The organism is Shewanella sp. K8 (assembly GCF_028823715.1).
In the GTDB taxonomy this organism is placed as follows: Bacteria; Pseudomonadota; Gammaproteobacteria; order Enterobacterales; family Shewanellaceae; genus Shewanella; species Shewanella algae.
The window spans coordinates 195,386-212,860 of the sequence record NZ_JAPEHY010000001.1 but is presented as its reverse complement, the minus strand read 5'-3'; the positions used below and the strand labels follow the sequence as shown (position 1 = coordinate 212,860).

The following is a 17,475-nucleotide window of genomic DNA, read 5'->3' as shown; positions in this document are numbered from 1 at the left end:
CGGGTTTTACTGAATAGTTTGCTGACTGCGTTATACGTCCATACAAGCCTTGAGCTTGTTCATGGCGTTTTTCTCCAACTGACGGATCCGCTCAGCAGACACCTGATAGGTATCGGCCAGCTCCTGCAGTGTGGTCTTTTCATCGTCCAACCAACGGGCCCGCAGAATATGCTGGCTGCGTTCATCCAAGGTCTTGATCGCCGACAACAACTTGTTCTGGGCATTGGATTCCCAGTTGTCATTTTCTACCTGGGCCGCCAAGTCGGAAGAATGGTCTTCCAGATAAAGCGCCGGGGCAAAGTCATGATCATCATCGTGATCATTGGTCAGGTCAAAGGCCGGATCCTGCGCCGCCATTCGCGACTCCATCTCGGTCACATCCTGTTTGGATACGCCAAGATTCTCCGCCACCATAGTGACCTCTTCATCGCTGAACCAACCCAGACGTTTCTTGGCCTTACGCAGGTTGAAGAACAACTTACGCTGCGCCTTGGTGGTGGCGACTTTGACTATGCGCCAATTCTTCAGCACATATTCATGAATTTCCGCCTTGATCCAGTGCACGGCGAAAGACACCAAACGCACACCCACATCAGGGTCGAAACGTTTGACTGCCTTCATCAGGCCTATGTTGCCTTCCTGGATCAGGTCTGCCTGTGGCAGACCATAACCCGCATAGCCGCGGGCAATATGCACCACAAAACGTAAGTGCGACATAATCAGTTGCTTAGCCGCCTGCAGATCACCGGTTTCCTGCAAACGCTTCGCCAGCTCATACTCCTGCTCGGCGTCCAGCATGGTCATGCTGTTTACCGAATGGATATAGGCCTCGAGACTGCTGCTCCCCTGGGGAACCATCAGTGCCATTGATTGCGTTTGATCAGTCATTCACGCTCCTGTTTCTTACTGCTTTGATGCTCATTTCGGGTCGAAAAAAACGCTGATGAGCCGATGCACTATCGGTCAATTGACATATATTGTCAACGCCGTATCCAACATCCGGGGTTATTTTTACCCCGAAAATAGGACAATGCAAGTGAAGATAAGTTCATTTTTACATCAGTGAGGTTCTATGGCTCGCAGGTGTTGGCGCACCGACAGGAAAGACCCCAACCAACCCAAAAATGAGGCCAGTGCCATCATCTGCAGCAGCTCGACAAAGGTCAGGGACTGCATCTCAAGTTGGCTGCCATACAGGCCCAAAAGCGAGGCCAACGCCCCATCCAGGTACCAGACCAAGAGGTTGATTATCACCCAGGCGAGTATACCGCCGATAACACCATACCAGATGCCGGTATAGAGAAAAGGCCGCTGAATAAAGGCTTCTGTGGCCCCGACCAGCTTCATGACCTCAATTTCACTGCGCCGATTCATGATAGCCAAGCGAATCGTGTTACCTATGACCAGCACCACAGCCAGGATCAGCAGTGCCGCCAACGCCAGCACGGTACGTTCCAACAAGCGCACCAGCGCCTGTAAGCGCTCCAGCCACTCGATATCCAGACGGCCAAAGCTCACCTCAGGCTCACGCTCCAGCTTTGTCAAAAGCTCTCTGGCGCCTGCGGGGCTGGAATACCTTTCGGTGGGGATCACGCTGATCACCGCTGGCAAAGGGTTGCTTTCCAGATAGGAGAGCGCCTCGCCGAAACCAGACAGCTGTTGGAACTCCGCCAGTGCCTCGTCACGATTGATATAGTCGACCTCGTCTATTTCCGGGTAGACCTTTATCCGTGCCAGCAGGCTCTGAATACTCTGCTCTGAGCGGTTCCCCTCAATAAACAAGGAGATCTGTGCCGCGCTGCTCCAGGATTGGGTAATGGTTTCGGCATTTTTTACCAGCACCTGCAAGGCGGCCGGCAAACTCAGGCTGACACCCAGCACAGCCATGGTCATCAGCGATGAGATAGGGTTGCGCCACAACTCCCCCATGCTGGCCATGGCATGCTGTATATGGCGGATAAAGAACATCACTATCCGGCCGGAAAGCGGGAGTTTACTGCGGGTCAATGAAGGCTGGGCAGACATAGCTTATTCCTTAGCACTCATGGGGCTGGTCCCCAGTTCTTCACCACCTATCATCCGCCCCTGCTTCAGGGTTAGGGTGCGGTATTTCATTCTGGCGATAAGACCGAGATCATGGGTGGCAATCAGCACGCTGGTGCCCGCATCGTTGAAGGTTTCAAACAGCCTGAGAATATCCATGGACAGCTTGGGGTCCAGGTTACCCGTAGGTTCATCGGCCAGCAATAGAGGGGGTTTGTTGACTATCGCCCTGGCAATGCCTACCCGCTGCTGCTCACCGCCCGAAAGCATGATGGGGTTATGGCGCTCTTTACCATAGAGCCCCACCATATCCAGAGCACCGGCTACCCGCTTGCGGATCTCCCCCAGGGTAAAACCTTCGATAACCAAGGGCAGCGCCACATTGTCAAACACGCTGCGATCCATCAATAGATGGTGGCTTTGGAAGATCATCCCAATATCGCGGCGCAGGTAAGGCACATGGCCACGCTTGATACCGGCAATATCATGACCGTTGATCCATACCCGGCCGGCACTGGCGCGCTCGATAACAGTGATCAATTTGAGCAAGGTACTCTTACCGGCCCCGGAATGCCCGGTAAGAAAGGCCATTTCGCCCCGCTGAAGATGAAAACTCACATCAGACAGTGCCTTTTGGCCCCCGGCGTAAATTTTGCTGACCTGCTCAAATCGAATCATATATCAGTTATCCGCCTTCTCCTGACTGAACAGGGCTTCGATAAAGTCTTTGGCATTGAAGGTACGCAGATCGTCTATCTGCTCTCCCACGCCTATGTAACGAATAGGAATACCAAATTTATCGGCAATGGCAAAGATAACTCCGCCTTTGGCGGTACCATCCAGCTTGCTGATACTGATACCTGTAACTCCGACGGCTTCCTGGAACAACTGAGCCTGACTGATGGCATTCTGGCCCGTGCTGGCATCCAGGGTCAGCATCACTTCATGGGGAGCGTCCGGATCCAGTTTCTTCATCACCCGAACCACCTTCTTCAGCTCTTCCATCAGATGGCTCTTGTTCTGCAAACGACCTGCGGTATCGGCAATCAACACATCGACATTTCTGGCCTTGGCGGCCTGCAGGGCATCAAACAGCACAGAGGCGCTATCGGCACCTGTATGCTGGGCAATCACAGGAATATCGTTGCGCTGGCCCCAAACCTGCAGCTGCTCAACCGCAGCGGCGCGGAAGGTATCACCGGCTGCCAGCATGACAGACTTGCCTTCGCGCTGATACTGTTTGGCCAACTTGCCTATGGTAGTGGTCTTGCCAACGCCGTTGACCCCCACCATTAAAATAACGAAAGGCCCGGCGGCATTATCCGGCACCAGAGGCACACTCACAGGCTCCAGCGTCGCCAGCATCTCCTGCTGCAGCAATTCATATAAGGCTTCGGCGTCCTTGAGCTGCTTGCGTGAAGCATGATCTGTCAGGCTGGAGATCAACCGACTGGTGGTTTCCACCCCAACGTCGGCAATAAGCAGTTGCTCTTCCAGCTCTTCAAATAGGTCATCATCAATCTTTTTACCGCGAAACAGCCCGATAAAACCGCTACCGATATTTTCGCTGGTGCGCATCAGCCCTCGCTTGAGGCGGGCAAAGAAACCCTCTTTAACAGGTTTTGCCTGTGGCTCAGGTTGAGCTTCTTCATCAGCAGCCTGTTCGGCCTGGTTTTTTTCAGCGGCCAGACGCTCGGCTTCGGCCTGTTCTGCCTGTGCCTTTTCAGCAGCAATACGCTCGGCCTGCGCCTTTTCAGCAGCAATACGCTCGGCTTCTGCCTGTTCTGCCTGCGCCTTTTCAGCAGCAATACGCTCGGCTTCGGCCTGTTCAACCTGCGCCTTTTCAGCAGCAATACGCTCGGCTTCTGCCTGCTCGGCTTCTGCCTGCTCGGCTTGTGCCTTTTCAGCAGCCAGACGTTCGGCTTCAGCCCGCTCGGCCTGCGCCTTTTCAGCAGCAATACGCTCGGCTTCTGCCTGTTCTGCCTGTGCCTTTTCAGCAGCAATACGCTCGGCTTCGGCCTGTTCTGCCTGCGCTTTTTCAGCAGCAATACGCTCGGCTTCGGCCTGTTCAGCCTGCGCCTTTTCAGTCGCCAGACGATCAGCTTCGGCTTGTTCGGCCTGCGCCTTTTCAGCAGCTAAACGTTCAGTCTCGGCCGCGGCTTCTGCGGCTTGTTGTTCGGCGAGTTTGGCCGCCTGCTCGGCTTCGTCATTACTTTTGTCTTTACGAAACCAGGAAAAAAAACCTTTCTTTGCCATCAGTGCTACCAGTGCTCAACATCGTGGGGGATCTTCAGGAGCCGGGCTCCCGCTTGAGGTCGCAACTATTTCCCTGGAGCAGCGGGGCCTGTTATGGGCATTCCCGAGCGATAAAGGGCTTTAGCTTCATCTCACCTTTTCGGCTGAGTTTGTTATAAAATAGCGACGCTTTTAAGGTGGCATAGTCTACCACTTTCTTTCTTCAGGCAAAATCACGGGGGCAAGATGGCCAAAAATAGACCGGGCAGCGGTCAGGTTCGTATTATCGCAGGCCAATGGCGCTCGAGAAAATTACCCATCCAGGATCTGGAAGGCCTGAGGCCAACCACAGACAGAGTGCGGGAAACTCTTTTTAACTGGCTGGCAGGTGAACTCAGTGGCAGCTCGGTGTTGGACTGTTTCGGTGGCAGTGGCGCACTTGCCTTGGAAGCCCTGTCCCGCTATGCCGCTTTTGCCAGAGTCTATGAGCTGCAAAAAACCGCCGCTCAGCAACTGCAGCAGAATCTGCAAACCCTAAAATGCGACAGTGCCGAGGTCATCAACGGCGATGTATTGGCCGGTTTGGCGCGCCCTGCCGATCGCCGTTTCGATATCGTGTTTATCGATCCCCCTTTTCGCAAGGGACTGGCCGAGCAAACCCTAACCCTGCTGGCCCGGCATCAATGGCTCAACCCAGGCGCCCTTATCTATCTCGAAGTGGAATCAGAATTGCAGCAGTTGCCGATACCGGCTGACTGGGAGGCATTGAAAGAGAAGCAGGCCGGCCAGGTCAGCTACCGCCTGTATCGCTTCCCGGGAGGAATAGAGTCATGAAAGCCGTATTAGTGTTGGGAAAACTGGCGACCCTATTGGCTTGGGTGTTGATGTTTTTCAACCTGTTCAGCCCGTTTGAAGGCAATATCGGCGTGATACTCACCATACTTCTCGGGGTAACCGCCATGATGCATGGGCTGCAGGTGCTGATATTTCACACGATATTTTGTCAGTTGTTGCCGCTCAAGGCTAAAGACTATCTCAACGCCTTTCTATTCGGGGTGTTTGCCTTGCTGGATTACCGCCAACGAGCGCTGAGTCAACTGGCTGCAGAAACCTCGGCAAACACTCAGGATTGAGGCGGCAAAGGCGCCTCTTTACCCTTGGCCAATATTTCCAGAATTTGCTGCAAATGCTGGCTCAAAGCTTCGGCCTCGGCTGCCGCAAACCTTTGCTTAAGGGATGCATCGAGTTGAGTCGCCAGCTCAGCCTTCACAGCAGAGAGAGCCGGTTGGTTTTCTTCAACCTGTAACTTGGCAACGCTGAGAGCCAACAACTTAAGCTCAGGCAACAACTCTATTTGCTTCAATGGTGCCAATAAACCTGGGTCGTCATCACTGAATCGTTGATCCAAAGTCACCAGCAGCTGGTCGACCCGCGCCAACGTCTGCTCTCCACGCTGATACAGAGGGGTTATGGCAACATCATTGGCAAAGTCAGTGAGTTGATAAAGGGTCACGCTCAGCGTCAGCACGATTAACAACAGCGGCAGTGACAACCCGAACACCAGACCGACCCAAAAGCTATTGATACCGGATAAAAAGGCTCGCATTGCTCCTCCGCTGTCGGCAACAAGGCCATCCTATGGATGGCCCGGGTTCACAGGAATTTGATTGCCAAGGGGTACTTGTATTCCACTCCCTCACTGGCCTTGACCGCTGCGACTATGGTCACCACCACATCGAAAATCGCCAGTACAGCCACCAGCACCAAACCTATGCCAACAAAGATCAGGATCAGGCTGATGATGGTGTAAATGATCATACTGATTTTGAAGTTCAGGCAATTACGGCCGCAAACATCAACAAATTCAAACTCTTCCCGTTTCATCAACCAAACGATCAACGGCCCCAAGATAGTGCCGAAAGGGATCAGGTAACCGGCAAAACTCGCCAGGTGCACCAACATTCCCATGTCTCTTTCCTGTTTTTCCATGTTGTTTCCTAACTTTTTCAGTTCAAAGCCAAACTATCCGGGCCATAGAGGCGCATCTGCCAGTCTTCTATGCTGCCCCGCTCCAGTCGGCGCTGCAAGCTGCCTACCCAGCTGGCTGCCAAACCTTCACAACTGAGCAGCCTGTCATAGGCGACCGCATCAAATTCGGGGCGAAAATACAGCTTCATCGCCTCGGCAACACTGATATCGGTACGCCTTTGTTTCAATATCAGGGCATCCTGACAGCTTATGATGCCAGGCTTAAGCACCCGATAGAACCAACCTGACATACCCGTTTGCTGCATGGCAAGGGCAAAGTCCCGCTGGCCATATTGGTGATTGAGCTTAAAGCAGGGGGAACGCGGTTGGGTGACTTGCAGCTCGACTTCGCCAAAGCTGAGGATATCGCCGATATGAATATCCGCCTCTGTTAAGCCAACACTGCTGATGTTTTCTCCCATGGCAGGTGCATCCTGCCCTGAAGTTATCAGCCCCATGCGCCGGTAGTGGCCATAGTGCTCGCGAGGGAAATGATGCAGTACCCTATCCGGGCCGCCATGATGTTTTGGATCCGCCTGGGCATCACCCGCAACCCTGTCGCCGAAAACCTCCAGCGTCTCCATCCGAGACTTGTTATCTATCCCGCTTGCCAGCTTGTCCCTGAATGTCAGCTCATCACCGGCATACAGCCCAGAAATCTTGTCAATCAAACACTTGGTCACGTTACGTCTCCCTTCGGGTGCCAAAGCCCGATCATACTCCAAGCTTACGGGACAGATCACGGACATTTCCATACAAAGCGGCGCTATTGTATGGCCTTGGCGCCGAGGACAATACCAGGGATTTCTTATGTATTCAGGAGAAGTAATATGAAAGCATTCAGATTCAGCGCCCTGGCCCTCGTTGGGGCTGCAGTAAGCAGTACCGCCTTGGCGGACAACACTGACGTTTATATCCGTAATGGCCAGATTTACAGCCATGAAAACAGTTTCTTTGTCTCTGCCGGTGCCTATCAGGGCAGCGAACTCTATCAAGGCGTCGATTCCAAGCTGCGTCCCTTCGGTAACCTGGGTTATAACGGCAAGGACTTCAACGCCTCACTGGCCAATATCAACTACCGTTTCTTCGGTAATGATAAAGATCTGTTCAACCTGAGTGTGTACCTGGGTAGTCCGGGTATTGCCTTGAAAGACTCAGACGCAGCAGCGCTTGGCGGCATCCGTGAACGTAAGCTGAGTGGCGATCTGGGTATCAACCTGGATACCCAACTGGGATTCGGTACTCTGTCCACCTCGGTACAACATGACGTAACCAACAGATACAACGGCTTTATCGGCCAGGTCCGTTACGCCGTACCACTAAACCTGGGCTGGGGTAGTGTCGTTCCTTACGCCGGCGTCAGCTACCTGAGCAGTGACTTTACCCAGTACTACTTCGGAGTCAGCAAGGCTGAAGCCAATAAGCAGCATAAGGCCTACCAACCGGGCAAAGCCTTCACCTACAACGCAGGTTACAAGCTGATTGTGCCTCTGGGGGAACATCTCGAACTCAGCCAAAGCAGCAACTACAGCTACCTGGATTCCGCCATTGCCGACTCGCCGATTGTGGATGGCAAACAGCAGTGGAACGCCAACCTGGCACTGACTTATTACTTCTGAATCTGAGGTCCTTGGATGAAATCGCTTAAAAACCTCTTGCTTGCCGCAGGCTTAGCCATAGTGGTCAGTGGCTGTGCTACCCCTTATGACACCCAGAAATCCTTCTGGACCTTTGGCAAAGGCTTTGAGACAACCCAAATTGCCTCAAATGCCTGGCAAATAAGTTTTGTCGGCAATAACAACACTGACAGGGCCCTGGCCCGCAAATACATTCTGCGCAAAGCGGCAGAGTTGAGCCAGCAAGGGGGATTTGCCTTCTTCACCCTGGACAGCGAACAAACCAACAGGGATGCAGTGAATACTTTTGGTGTGGGTCGCAATGACAATAGCTGGCTCTGGGGCTCCAACTCGATTGAGAGGGAAACCTCAGTGATAGTGGAAGTCACCGGCCTGAACCAGAAGCCGGAAAATCCAGGCACCCGGGTTTATGAAGTCAGCTATATTCTCAGTAATGTCAGCGTTAAAGACTGAATGGTCACTGGTAAAGGGGTGACTGAGTCCCCCTTTATGCCAATCAAATTGTCACTTATGTAATCGGGGTGCTAATTTTGCTTTATCTTGATCCACAAGCTTATCGGCAGGAAATGGCAAACACTCGCATAACACTCGTAGAAGACGACAATAAGATCAGTGACCTTCTGACCAATTACCTCAGGAACCAACATTTCGATGTAGAGCGGATAGACAATGGCAACTGTGCCTGCCAGCAAATACTCGAGCGTCAACCTGAGCTGGTGATCCTGGATCTTATGTTGCCGGGAAACGATGGCTTGAGTATCTGCCGTGAAATCAGGGCCCAATACCAAGGCAAGATACTGATCCTCACCGCCAGTGAAGATGACATGGATCAAGTGGCTGCTCTGGAGATGGGCGCCGATGACTTTGTCAATAAACCTATTCAGCCCAGGGTACTGCTGGCCAGGATCCGCATGTTACTGAGACGGCAGGAAAGCGCGGTCACAGAGAGCAACCGTGAACGTCAGTTTGGTGAACTCTATCTGGACAATGCCCGCAAGTTCTGCGCCGTCAGTCAGGCAGAGGTCAACCTCACCGCAGCCGAATTCGACCTGCTGTGGCTGCTGAGCTCACATCCGGATGAAATACTGTCGCGGGAGTTTCTGGTCAAAGAAACCCGCGGCATAGAGTACGACGGAATAGACCGCAGCATAGATAACAAGGTAGTGATTTTGCGTAAAAAATTAGGCGACAACCCCAGTTTGCCACGCAAGATAATCACAGTAAGGGGCAAGGGTTATCTATTTGTGCCGGATAGGTGGTAATGAAGCGCCTGTTTATCTTCTCCTATCTGGTGCTGGTGTTTCTGTTTTTCACCTCCATCATTTTTGTCTTTCAGCTGGACTTCTTTTCCTCCGATGAGTGGGAAAGCGACTATCTGGATCGCACCAATATGTCACTGAGCCAGCTGTTGTCTGATATCTCGGCCGCCAAGGGTGTTGCCAGCGCCGAGGCCTCGCTTGAGCAGGTGCTAGGCAACGTGCACAAACAGCTGAGGGTCATCTCTTTGGACTCGGCCGAGCTGTCGGCTGAAGAAAAACAGATCCTGAGAGACAACCGGCATTACGTCAAAGACATGGAAGAGGATATCTCCTATATCATGTTCCAGGGTTCAGATAAGGTGTATGCCATCAGCCGTGATGAGTCCGCTCCTTTCTGGCAGGAATACTATTTCAAAGAATCCGTTGCCCTCTGGGTGCTGTTTCCCGTGTTGGCTTTTATCAACTTTGTACTGCTCTACCTGTTGGCCCGGCGTCTGCGCCGCTTGGAAAGGGTTCACAGTGCCTTTGCCAATGGAGATTTCAAAGTACGGGCCAAGACAGGTGTTTGGCACAAGGTGGGACACCTGAACCAGTCATTCAATCAAATGGCTGACAAGATAGCCAAACTCATCGACAGCAACAAACAACTCACCAATGCCGTTGCCCATGAAGTGCGTACACCTATATTCAGGATCCGTTGCAATCTGGACATGCTGGACGATTCCGGCGTGCGCCCGGAGCAAATGTCTTATCTGGAAGGCATACATCAGGACCTGGATGAACTCGGCACCATGGTGGACGAGTTGCTGCAATACGCCAGAATGGAGCGACGTCAGGCGCCATTACAATTGAGCTGCCAATCATTGGATACCGCGCTGCAGGAGTTGATTGCCCACCTGCAGTTTGAAACCGATATCGCCCTTGAACTCACCAAGGTAGAACCACTGGAGGCCATGGTAGATCTGCGCCTCTGGCATAGAGCTGTCAGCAATATCATCCGCAACGGCTACCGCTATGCCAGCCAAAGCGTCAGCATAAGGCTCAGCGGCGACACTGACAGGATCTGGCTGCATATTGCCAACGATGGCCCAGGGATCCAGGATGAAGATAAACAGCGCATTTTTGATCCCTTCGTTCGCATAGACAAATCACGGGATCGCGGCAGCGGCGGTCACGGCCTGGGATTGGCCATCAGTGCCCAGATCATTCGCCAGCACTGTGGGGACATTAGCGTCAGCGACACAGCAAGCGGTGGCCCGAGTTTCGATATCTGGTTACCCAGACCGGCAACAAGCTGCCAAAACAGATAAAAAAAGCCCCGTTAAGAAACGGGGCACCAGCCAACCAGTTGGGAATCCGCGGGCGAATCACAGCGCCATAAAGAAGACTCGCTGCACATATTGGGGCTTAGGAAGGTGTGAACAAGTCCCATGTGTGCTCTGCGTCGGCTTACGGGCCTGGATGCAAGGCGTGGTTCGCAGCAAATGGCCAAGTCCTTTGCAAGAAACACAACATAGCAGATAGGTCTGTAAGCCACGCCCTTCGGGGCTTACACAGCCACCGGCTTTCTGCGTTATCCGACTTTGACAGGCCCCGGCATGTCTTCAGTCAGATGCCTTGAACGCCAATGGCTGTGTAAGCCAGAGTGCCAAGAGGACTTATTCGCACCTTCCTGATGTGACGCATTCATGACACAGAGGCGACAGCGGGATGACAATCGCCTCGAACCTTGGGTAACAGGATTAAAAAAGCCCTGCTTCAAGAGCAGGGCAAGCCAGTTAGCACATAAATAAACAAGAAGGGAGAAACCCGAAGAGCCCTTGAGCTCTAACCAAAGATCGCCAGCAAGATTAAGCCCACTTGATGACAGCGGCATGACACTGATGCGGGATTTTTATGACAAGCTCAATCCTGCTGTGCTTGCAGGTACTGACGCAAGGCGTCTCCCGGAATCGAGGTTTCCGAGGCAACCGCGAAAGCCGCCCACTGAGCGGCTTCCTTCATGGCCTGTTCCACTGCCATTCCCGATACCAAACCATGGATAAGCCCGGCGGCAAAGGCATCACCGGCCCCCGTGGTATCCACCACTTTCGCCGGAACCGCCGCTATCAGCGTCTCACCACTCTCCTGGTATAACACCGCGCCCTGCTCGCCTTGAGTCACAATAAAGTATTTAAGTGCATCACCGGCTATCTGACGCCCAAACTGCCAGGGGCTGAGTTCGCTGCGCCCTTGCATATCGGTTATCGAAGACAGCAATACATGGCAGGGTCTTGGCCTGTCATCTTTGGCCAATTGTGCCACCACCAGAGTGTGTTCCAGCGCGGTTCGCGCCCAACTGACCGCCCCTTCGGCAGAGGAGTTGATATAGAGCGCATCCCACTGCGACCATTTGGGCGGCGCCGGCAATTCAAATATCGGCCGCTGTGGTCGGATAATGGTGCGCTCGCCATCCGGGGTCATCACCAACAACATTTCACAGGTATTGCCTGCTCGCCGCTGCACCCTGCGACAATCCAGCCCTTGGGTACTGGCTTCGGCCAGCAGCCAATCGCCCATCTCGTCTCGCCCAACCTGACTGACCAGAGCCACATTATGACCGGCCCATTCCAGCCCTATGCCTGTGTTGGCGCCACCACCACCCAAGCGTTGGCCACCATCCTGATAATGGAATCTGCCTCCGGTACGCAAGGGTTTATCCAGCAATAAGATTCGGTCACAGTTAAGGTTGGCAACGAGCAAAATCTTAGCCATAGAAATAGTCCACAGAAACGAATGACCCCATCTTACCCCAGGGCAAACACTAAATGCAGCGCAGCCAACAACAAAGGCCACAAGAGGTGATATTGCCAAACGGCTAAAAACACCGTTTTAACTCAGCAAAAATTGCCGTTTAAGCGAGTTTTTATTTACATTTATTCAAAGTTAAAACAGACTATTAAACATCCAGACTTTGGTGAAATTTTCTTTCCAAGACAACAAAATAAACTCACTTTACCCGAGCGCTACAGACTCCTATATTCGCGGAAAATTTCACCATTCAGACTTTTTAAACTGATCTCCGTTTAAAAGGTCGTTTTTCTATTTGGAGTCTGAGTTGTCCCAACCTCACGCCACCGCTCACAACAACAGTGCCTGGGTACCTGTTGCGGGTTTGACCCTGTTTGCTCTGGCTTCCGGATATCATATGAGTCTGCTGCCGCTGGCATTGGACGGTTTTGGCTTAGCGACAGATCTGGCGGCTTGGCTGGCGAGTATTTTCTATTTCGGCCTGTTGCTCGGGGCAACTTGTATTTCACCTGTCGTGGCACGCCTGGGACACAGAGGTGCCTTCATCCTGTTTTTATTGCTGTTGGCAGCGACAGTGGCTGGCATGCCCTTGGTGGTTAATGGTCAGTTTTGGCTGGCGGCGCGCTTTATTGCCGGGATTGCCGTGGCCGGCATCTTCGTAGTGGTGGAGTCCTGGTTGTTGATAGCCGACACCGCCAAGCAGAGAGCCAAGCGTTTGGGCTTCTATACAGGCTCACTCTATGGCGGTAACGCCCTGGGACAACTGGGTGTGGGACAGTTGGGTGTCGATGGTGCCATGCCGCATATTTTGGTGGCTATAGTACTGGTGTTGGCCGTATTGCCGCCACTGCTGGCCAAGCGCTGCCAGCCACAAAAAATACAGCATCAGAAGATTAGCTTCAAAGAAGTCAGGCATGTCAGTCGCCCTGCCATCATGGGCTGTCTGGTTGCAGGTTTGGTATTGGGCCCCATCTATGGCCTGATGCCTGTGTTTCTCAGCGAGCAGACAGGTGACCACCAGCTGACGGGCAAACTGATGGCCATAGTGATCCTGGGAGCCATGTTGGTGCAACCCCTGGTCAGTTGGTTGTCTCCCAGATTCAGCAAGACTCTCTTGATGGCATTTTTCTGTTTGTTGGGCGCCGCCGGGGTTGTGGGTATTTTGCTGAGTCACAGCACTTTAGTGATGGGCTTCAACCTGTTGCTGCTGGGGGCTGCCGCCTTCGCCCTCTACCCTATCGCTATTACGCTGGCCTGTGACAGCCTCGACAGCAGCAAGATAGTGGCGGCAACCGAACTTATGCTGCTCAGCTACTCTGTGGGTTCAGTTATCGGGCCTCTGGTGGCCAACGGCTTCCAGCAACAGCAGGGTCTGCCTATGTATCTGGGCTTGTGTCTGACCACAACTTGTATCTATATGCTGTTGTCCAGTGTGCGACCAACCCGCGGCCGGATGCCGGCACTGCGTCCCTGAGCCGCTGCTGAGGCTCAGGATCCTTGGCCGGACTCAGGCACTCAACTCGGCCTTGGGCGGCCAGACAAGATACATGCCCTCACTGGCCGGTGAACTGAAACTGAAACCAAATTTGAGGTACAGTTGCGGCACATCGGCCATCAAGGTGATATAGGCACCCTCGAAGGCGTGAGCTTTCAGATAGTCCATCACCTTTTGCATCAACAAACGCCCCAAGCCTTGTCCCTGCCAGCGGGGATCGACAGCCACATCCACCACTTCAAAATTAATTGCGCCGTCCCCCACCACCCTGGCCATGGCGATACACTCACCCTCGAAAACAAGTTGCACACCATAGAGGCTGTTGGGCAGCGCCTTTTCGACACCGGCTCTCGGCCTAGGGCTCAGTCCGGTAATCTGCCGCAAACGGATAAAGTCCTCCACAGCGGCGGTTTGCTCCAGAACTTCAACTTGCTGTTTCATTTGGATAACCACTCCTTTGCCAACAGGGCATATTGATACTCACAGCCCCAGCGTCCCTTAAAGAAAATATTGTCGATAAAATGCCCTTCGCGGCGAAAGCCCAAGGCCTCAAGCAAGCGCCAGGCAGGGCGGTTCTCCGTGTCGGTAATTGCGATCACCCTGTGCCTGCCAAGCTCACGAAACAGGTAATCCAGCACGGCGAATACCGCTTCCCTGGCGATACCCTGCCCCTGGCAGAGTGGATCCAGGCTGAATCCCAACTCCACTTGCTGCTCATCAATGAAGTGCAAGGCCAGATCGCCGGCCAGAGTGCCGTCGGTAAGCTCAATAGCCAGTTGATACCAATGACCGCTCAGCGCCCAAGCTTTTGGAATGGCTTCATACAAGGTCTTGGCTTGTTCGAGACTGAAGGTGTCCCAGCTTTGATAACGAGCCACCTGCGGCTCCTGCCGATAACGGCTGAAGGCGGCAAGATCTGACGCTCTTAAGCGGCGCAGTGTCAGGTTGGTGCTTGTAATTGGCTCCATTCGCTATCCAGCCCTTTGCTTTTCACCAAAACAACAGAACTCCTGTACAGCCGGTAGCGCTTCACGGCCATCGGCCAGCCCTAAATGATACACAGCCTCTACCTTGTTGATGTCGCGCTCCAGCCTCGACAAGTCCAGCGCCATCTTGGGTTGGATCACCATGGCACTCCCTTCAGCAACCGCCTGTTGTAATTGCTGTTGTGCCTGGTTATACAACTGATGGCGCCTCAGCAAAGCCTCGGCAACCTTGGGGTAACGCCGATACGCCTTTTGTGCCAACCATTTAAACTTAAAGGCTGACTTACTGTAATCCGCGGCCTGAGTCAGGATAACCAGCTGTTTTTGATAGCCGTCGGCTCTGGCTTGCTGCAGCGGGATAGGAGCCGCAATGCCACCATCAAGATAAGGCACCCCATTGATGGCGACGGGTTTGGAGATAAAAGGCAGGCTGCTTGAGGCAATCAGTATCTGCAACAGCTCGTCGTGGCCACCAAAATCACTCATGCCAAAGAAGTCGGTTTCACCGGAAAGGCAGTTGAAAGCACCTATTTTGAATTCGGCCCCGGAGGACAGAAAGGTCTCAAAATCGAACGGCAGCAACTCGTGAGCCATACGTCTATAGGTGAAGTCAGTATTGACATAATTGCCCGTCTTCAGCAGATGCCTCATGCCCATGTAGCGCTTATCTGCAAGATAACGCTGCTGAATTAACAGGTTACGCCCTTTCTGCCTGGAAAGGTACGAAGCCGGGTAGATGGCTCCAGCGGAAACCCCTACCTGATAATCAAACATGACTCCGGCTTCCAGGAAAGCATCCAGCACCCCGGCGGTATAAATGGCGCGCAGGCCACCGCCCTCCAGCACCAAAGCCGTGCCTTGCAGTTGCCTAAACTCTGTGACCATTATGATTCCCCCAATACAGCCAATAGCTCAGCATAGCCAAGCATGGCCCACAGGGGAAGCCTCTCTTGAAATACCCGTACTTTAGCAGTAAGAGATTTGCCTTGAATTACTTAAGCTTATGCTGATTTTTCATTAAGAAATCCGCCAAAAACATTCAAATTGATTGTCAACTCACCCTTGGCAAACCCTGGTGGCATAGGGCTTGCCCCAGCTTGGCAGGGTCCAAATGCCGCCGATATCAGTCGAGTCGGCACCATCAGGCAACTGATTAAAAAGTAACTTATCTGCAGTGGCAGGAAGCCACGCAGTATCGCCTGACAGGAGTAAAAGGAATGGATGCTAGCAATCAAGGAGAAATCTGCTTACTGCCGCAGTTGGCCAACAAGCACAAACTCAAGCTCTATCGCTGCTGTCTGGAAGAATTTCGACAGTTGGGCTACTGGGACCAATATGTGCAACAGGTGCAGGATGAAATGCACAGGCTACAGGCCTTGGCGGAAGAGTAAACTGCATTGCACCCGGTAATAGGGTGACACAAGTCAAATTTAAGTTGAATTTTTCCCCGGAACAGGCTGCAATAGCGACGCAAAATTTCACCTTGGGCGGTTTAGCCACTCAAAGATGCAAAGCCAACTTCAATTTGGCCAAGGATGCCGAAATACTTAAGGGAAAAAGATGAAACGCTTTGTTTTTTATTTTATTTTTGGTTATGCCTGTTACCTGAGTTGGGTAAAACTCAGCGGCAATGAACCGCAGCAGCTGACCGACATTCACCAAGACACCATAAGCAACAGCATCCGCGAAGCGGCTCAAACCGCCCCGCGCTATGCCAGTAAGCCTGTAGAGATGGACGCCGGCTTCCACTGCGATGGACGCCAGTATTGCAGCCAGATGACCTCCAGAGCCGAAGCCGAGTACTTCAACCGTTACTGCCCCAACACCAAGATGGATGGCGACAATGATGGCCGCCCCTGTGAAAACGACAGCCGCTGGTAAAGCAATAATCCGTCTTGGCCTGTAGACATTTCCCCAACTGGCAATGACAATCCTGAGTCAAGCGGCAACCAGTGGACCATCTTCTGCAAAACAGGCACTCAGGGTTGCTATGGCTTCGCGGATCTTTGGCGCCTGCGCCTCTCGTCCCGCGGTCAGAGCGTAAACGCTGTACTGCGGCAGTTGCCAGTCAGGCAATAGAGGCAACAAAGTGCCCTGCTGCAAAAACTGCCGCACTTCAGGCTCCGGCAAGGCCGCATAACCCAAACCATCCAAGGTAAAGCGGATCAGACTCTGCATATTGTTGACCGCCAGACGCCCTGGCGCCAAAGACAGCTGCTCACCACTGACGGTATGACTCAACATACTGTCCTGCACCATACTCCCCTTATGGCACAGACGCTCCCAGTTCTGCAATTCACCAGGATGCATGGGCATTGAGTTCCCTCGCCGACACAGAAAGTCCGGTGCCACGCACAAGAGCATCTGCCAATCGGCCAGATGATGAGCCACCAGCGCCGAATCGGCCAAAGGCCCGATACAGATGGCCAGATCTATGCCACTACCCACCAGATCCACAGTCTCATCCTGCAGCTGCAGCGACAATTGAATGCCGGGATGCGCTTCCAACAGACGCCTTAGCGGCTCACTGAGAAGACCGCCACCAAAGCCAACAGGGGCGGCTATGCGCAACTCACCGGCCGGACCGTCCTTCAAACGACTCAACTGCAGCTCTGTCTCATCGGCAAGAGCAATCATCTGTACACAGCTCTGGTAAAAGAGCTTACCTGCCTCGGTCGGTGTCAACGCCCTGGTGCTGCGATTAAGTAGCCCAAGCCCAAGTTGCTGCTCCAGCTTGAAGATCTGCTGGCTAACGGCAGAAGTACTCATGCATAACTGCCTGGCGGCGGCATTCATGGTGCCTTTCTCAACTGTGGTGGCAAATACCAGCATCGCCTTGACCATCTGCCTATTCATCTTTAAGCCCCATCACAACAGCAAAAACATCTCAGTTACAGCGGTCGCCATAAAGCATTCCTTAACTGTGTTTCCAGAAAAATGCGCTTGAGAGGATTGTATCATCGGCGTAAATTCTCGCCATTGAAAATCATTCTCATTTACCA

At 53.0% G+C, this 17,475-nt stretch carries 21 protein-coding genes; 9 read left to right on the top strand and 12 right to left on the bottom strand.

Going from position 1 to position 17,475, the window contains the following annotated elements:
• Positions 1-30: 30 nt before the first annotated feature.
• The 4 genes from rpoH to ftsY form a co-directional block, all read right to left on the bottom strand.
• Positions 31-888, bottom strand: a complete 858-nt coding sequence (rpoH, locus tag ON072_RS01025) for an RNA polymerase sigma factor RpoH (protein ID WP_028780766.1) — start codon at positions 886-888, stop codon at positions 31-33.
• A 171-nt stretch (positions 889-1,059) separates the two neighbouring features.
• Positions 1,060-2,025 (bottom strand): permease-like cell division protein FtsX, encoded by a 966-nt coding sequence (ftsX, locus tag ON072_RS01020; protein WP_144190794.1) that lies wholly within the window; start codon positions 2,023-2,025, stop codon positions 1,060-1,062.
• 3 nt (positions 2,026-2,028) lie between these two features.
• Entirely contained in the window at positions 2,029-2,721 is a 693-nt protein-coding gene (ftsE, locus tag ON072_RS01015; RefSeq protein ID WP_025012145.1) for a cell division ATP-binding protein FtsE, read from the bottom strand.
• 3 nt (positions 2,722-2,724) lie between these two features.
• Positions 2,725-4,299, bottom strand: a complete 1,575-nt coding sequence (gene ftsY, locus ON072_RS01010; protein WP_274625904.1) for a signal recognition particle-docking protein FtsY — start codon at positions 4,297-4,299, stop codon at positions 2,725-2,727.
• 225 nt (positions 4,300-4,524) lie between these two features.
• Here ftsY and rsmD point away from each other — a divergent pair, with 225 nt between their 5' ends.
• Positions 4,525-5,112: a 16S rRNA (guanine(966)-N(2))-methyltransferase RsmD gene (gene rsmD / locus ON072_RS01005; RefSeq protein WP_025009234.1), complete on the top strand. Its 588-nt coding sequence runs from the start codon at positions 4,525-4,527 to the stop codon at positions 5,110-5,112.
• A complete protein-coding gene (locus tag ON072_RS01000) occupies positions 5,109-5,411 on the top strand; it encodes a DUF1145 domain-containing protein (RefSeq protein ID WP_044735467.1) in 303 nt (100 codons plus the stop codon). The genes rsmD and ON072_RS01000 overlap by 4 nt, the downstream gene beginning before the upstream one ends.
• On the opposite strand, the gene ON072_RS00995 is transcribed toward ON072_RS01000, so the two are convergent.
• From ON072_RS00995 to ON072_RS00985, 3 genes are read right to left on the bottom strand one after another with little or no spacing between them, the layout of a single operon-like run.
• Positions 5,402-5,884, bottom strand: a complete 483-nt coding sequence (locus ON072_RS00995) for a hypothetical protein (protein ID WP_109247488.1) — start codon at positions 5,882-5,884, stop codon at positions 5,402-5,404. The genes ON072_RS01000 and ON072_RS00995 overlap by 10 nt on opposite strands.
• Before the next feature lie 47 nt (positions 5,885-5,931).
• Positions 5,932-6,267 (bottom strand): DUF4870 domain-containing protein, encoded by a 336-nt coding sequence (locus ON072_RS00990; RefSeq protein ID WP_037436274.1) that lies wholly within the window; start codon positions 6,265-6,267, stop codon positions 5,932-5,934.
• A gap of 17 nt (positions 6,268-6,284) precedes the next feature.
• Entirely contained in the window at positions 6,285-6,989 is a 705-nt protein-coding gene (locus ON072_RS00985; RefSeq protein WP_109247487.1) for an MOSC domain-containing protein, read from the bottom strand.
• Positions 6,990-7,136: 147 nt separating this feature from the next.
• Between ON072_RS00985 and ON072_RS00980 the strand changes: the two genes are divergently transcribed.
• From ON072_RS00980 to ON072_RS00965, 4 genes are all read left to right on the top strand, one after another.
• On the top strand, positions 7,137-7,925 hold the full coding sequence (locus ON072_RS00980) for a MipA/OmpV family protein (RefSeq protein ID WP_261753140.1): 789 nt from the start codon (positions 7,137-7,139) through the stop codon (positions 7,923-7,925).
• A 15-nt stretch (positions 7,926-7,940) separates the two neighbouring features.
• Positions 7,941-8,396, top strand: coding sequence for a CC0125/CC1285 family lipoprotein (locus ON072_RS00975; RefSeq protein WP_044735471.1), 456 nt, complete (start codon positions 7,941-7,943; stop codon positions 8,394-8,396).
• 113 nt (positions 8,397-8,509) lie between these two features.
• Positions 8,510-9,205, top strand: coding sequence for a response regulator (locus ON072_RS00970; RefSeq protein WP_071237260.1), 696 nt, complete (start codon positions 8,510-8,512; stop codon positions 9,203-9,205).
• Entirely contained in the window at positions 9,205-10,512 is a 1,308-nt protein-coding gene (locus tag ON072_RS00965; RefSeq protein ID WP_261753139.1) for an ATP-binding protein, read from the top strand. The genes ON072_RS00970 and ON072_RS00965 overlap by 1 nt, the downstream gene beginning before the upstream one ends.
• A 595-nt stretch (positions 10,513-11,107) precedes the next feature.
• On the opposite strand, the gene ON072_RS00960 is transcribed toward ON072_RS00965, so the two are convergent.
• The gene (locus ON072_RS00960; RefSeq protein ID WP_025009229.1) at positions 11,108-11,956 is read right to left on the bottom strand and encodes a PfkB family carbohydrate kinase; all 849 of its coding nucleotides are present in this window, start codon (positions 11,954-11,956) and stop codon (positions 11,108-11,110) included.
• A gap of 343 nt (positions 11,957-12,299) precedes the next feature.
• Between ON072_RS00960 and ON072_RS00955 the strand changes: the two genes are divergently transcribed.
• Positions 12,300-13,466, top strand: coding sequence for an MFS transporter (locus tag ON072_RS00955; protein WP_025009228.1), 1,167 nt, complete (start codon positions 12,300-12,302; stop codon positions 13,464-13,466).
• Between the two features lie 33 nt (positions 13,467-13,499).
• Here the strand turns inward: ON072_RS00955 and ON072_RS00950 are convergent, their stop codons facing one another.
• Genes ON072_RS00950 through ON072_RS00940 form a run of 3 tightly spaced genes read right to left on the bottom strand, consistent with a single transcriptional unit; the run spans position 13,500 to position 15,337 of the window.
• Entirely contained in the window at positions 13,500-13,928 is a 429-nt protein-coding gene (locus tag ON072_RS00950; RefSeq protein ID WP_025009227.1) for a GNAT family N-acetyltransferase, read from the bottom strand.
• Entirely contained in the window at positions 13,925-14,455 is a 531-nt protein-coding gene (locus ON072_RS00945) for a GNAT family N-acetyltransferase (protein WP_107005815.1), read from the bottom strand. Before ON072_RS00945 ends, ON072_RS00950 begins: the two co-directional genes overlap by 4 nt.
• A 3-nt stretch (positions 14,456-14,458) precedes the next feature.
• Complete coding sequence (locus tag ON072_RS00940; protein WP_261752883.1) at positions 14,459-15,337, bottom strand: patatin-like phospholipase family protein; 879 nt, start codon at positions 15,335-15,337, stop codon at positions 14,459-14,461.
• 353 nt (positions 15,338-15,690) lie between these two features.
• Between ON072_RS00940 and ON072_RS00935 the strand changes: the two genes are divergently transcribed.
• A complete protein-coding gene (locus ON072_RS00935) occupies positions 15,691-15,864 on the top strand; it encodes a hypothetical protein (protein WP_156018539.1) in 174 nt (57 codons plus the stop codon).
• A 169-nt stretch (positions 15,865-16,033) separates the two neighbouring features.
• Positions 16,034-16,354, top strand: coding sequence for an excalibur calcium-binding domain-containing protein (locus ON072_RS21105; RefSeq protein ID WP_025009224.1), 321 nt, complete (start codon positions 16,034-16,036; stop codon positions 16,352-16,354).
• Positions 16,355-16,411: 57 nt separating this feature from the next.
• On the opposite strand, the gene ON072_RS00925 is transcribed toward ON072_RS21105, so the two are convergent.
• Complete coding sequence (locus ON072_RS00925; protein WP_025889234.1) at positions 16,412-17,329, bottom strand: LysR family transcriptional regulator; 918 nt, start codon at positions 17,327-17,329, stop codon at positions 16,412-16,414.
• Positions 17,330-17,475: the final 146 nt, after the last annotated feature.

Excerpts from the sequence above, each read along its gene's own strand:
- ftsE (WP_025012145.1), bottom strand. The coding sequence starts at position 2,721 with ATGATTCGATTTGAGCAGGTCAGCAAAATTTACGCCGGGGGCCAAAAG.
- rsmD (WP_025009234.1), top strand. The coding sequence starts at position 4,525 with ATGGCCAAAAATAGACCGGGCAGCGGTCAGGTTCGTATTATCGCAGGC.
- rpoH (WP_028780766.1), bottom strand. The coding sequence starts at position 888 with ATGACTGATCAAACGCAATCAATGGCACTGATGGTTCCCCAGGGGAGC.
- ON072_RS00950 (WP_025009227.1), bottom strand. The coding sequence starts at position 13,928 with ATGAAACAGCAAGTTGAAGTTCTGGAGCAAACCGCCGCTGTGGAGGAC.
- ON072_RS00970 (WP_071237260.1), top strand. The coding sequence starts at position 8,510 with ATGGCAAACACTCGCATAACACTCGTAGAAGACGACAATAAGATCAGT.
- ON072_RS00980 (WP_261753140.1), top strand. The coding sequence starts at position 7,137 with ATGAAAGCATTCAGATTCAGCGCCCTGGCCCTCGTTGGGGCTGCAGTA.
- ftsY (WP_274625904.1), bottom strand. The coding sequence starts at position 4,299 with ATGGCAAAGAAAGGTTTTTTTTCCTGGTTTCGTAAAGACAAAAGTAAT.
- ON072_RS00995 (WP_109247488.1), bottom strand. The coding sequence starts at position 5,884 with ATGCGAGCCTTTTTATCCGGTATCAATAGCTTTTGGGTCGGTCTGGTG.
- ON072_RS01000 (WP_044735467.1), top strand. The coding sequence starts at position 5,109 with ATGAAAGCCGTATTAGTGTTGGGAAAACTGGCGACCCTATTGGCTTGG.
- ON072_RS00965 (WP_261753139.1), top strand. The coding sequence starts at position 9,205 with ATGAAGCGCCTGTTTATCTTCTCCTATCTGGTGCTGGTGTTTCTGTTT.
- ON072_RS00960 (WP_025009229.1), bottom strand. The coding sequence starts at position 11,956 with ATGGCTAAGATTTTGCTCGTTGCCAACCTTAACTGTGACCGAATCTTA.
- ON072_RS00990 (WP_037436274.1), bottom strand. The coding sequence starts at position 6,267 with ATGGAAAAACAGGAAAGAGACATGGGAATGTTGGTGCACCTGGCGAGT.
- ftsX (WP_144190794.1), bottom strand. The coding sequence starts at position 2,025 with ATGTCTGCCCAGCCTTCATTGACCCGCAGTAAACTCCCGCTTTCCGGC.
- ON072_RS21105 (WP_025009224.1), top strand. The coding sequence starts at position 16,034 with ATGAAACGCTTTGTTTTTTATTTTATTTTTGGTTATGCCTGTTACCTG.
- ON072_RS00925 (WP_025889234.1), bottom strand. The coding sequence starts at position 17,329 with ATGAATAGGCAGATGGTCAAGGCGATGCTGGTATTTGCCACCACAGTT.
- ON072_RS00945 (WP_107005815.1), bottom strand. The coding sequence starts at position 14,455 with ATGGAGCCAATTACAAGCACCAACCTGACACTGCGCCGCTTAAGAGCG.
- ON072_RS00975 (WP_044735471.1), top strand. The coding sequence starts at position 7,941 with ATGAAATCGCTTAAAAACCTCTTGCTTGCCGCAGGCTTAGCCATAGTG.
- ON072_RS00935 (WP_156018539.1), top strand. The coding sequence starts at position 15,691 with ATGGATGCTAGCAATCAAGGAGAAATCTGCTTACTGCCGCAGTTGGCC.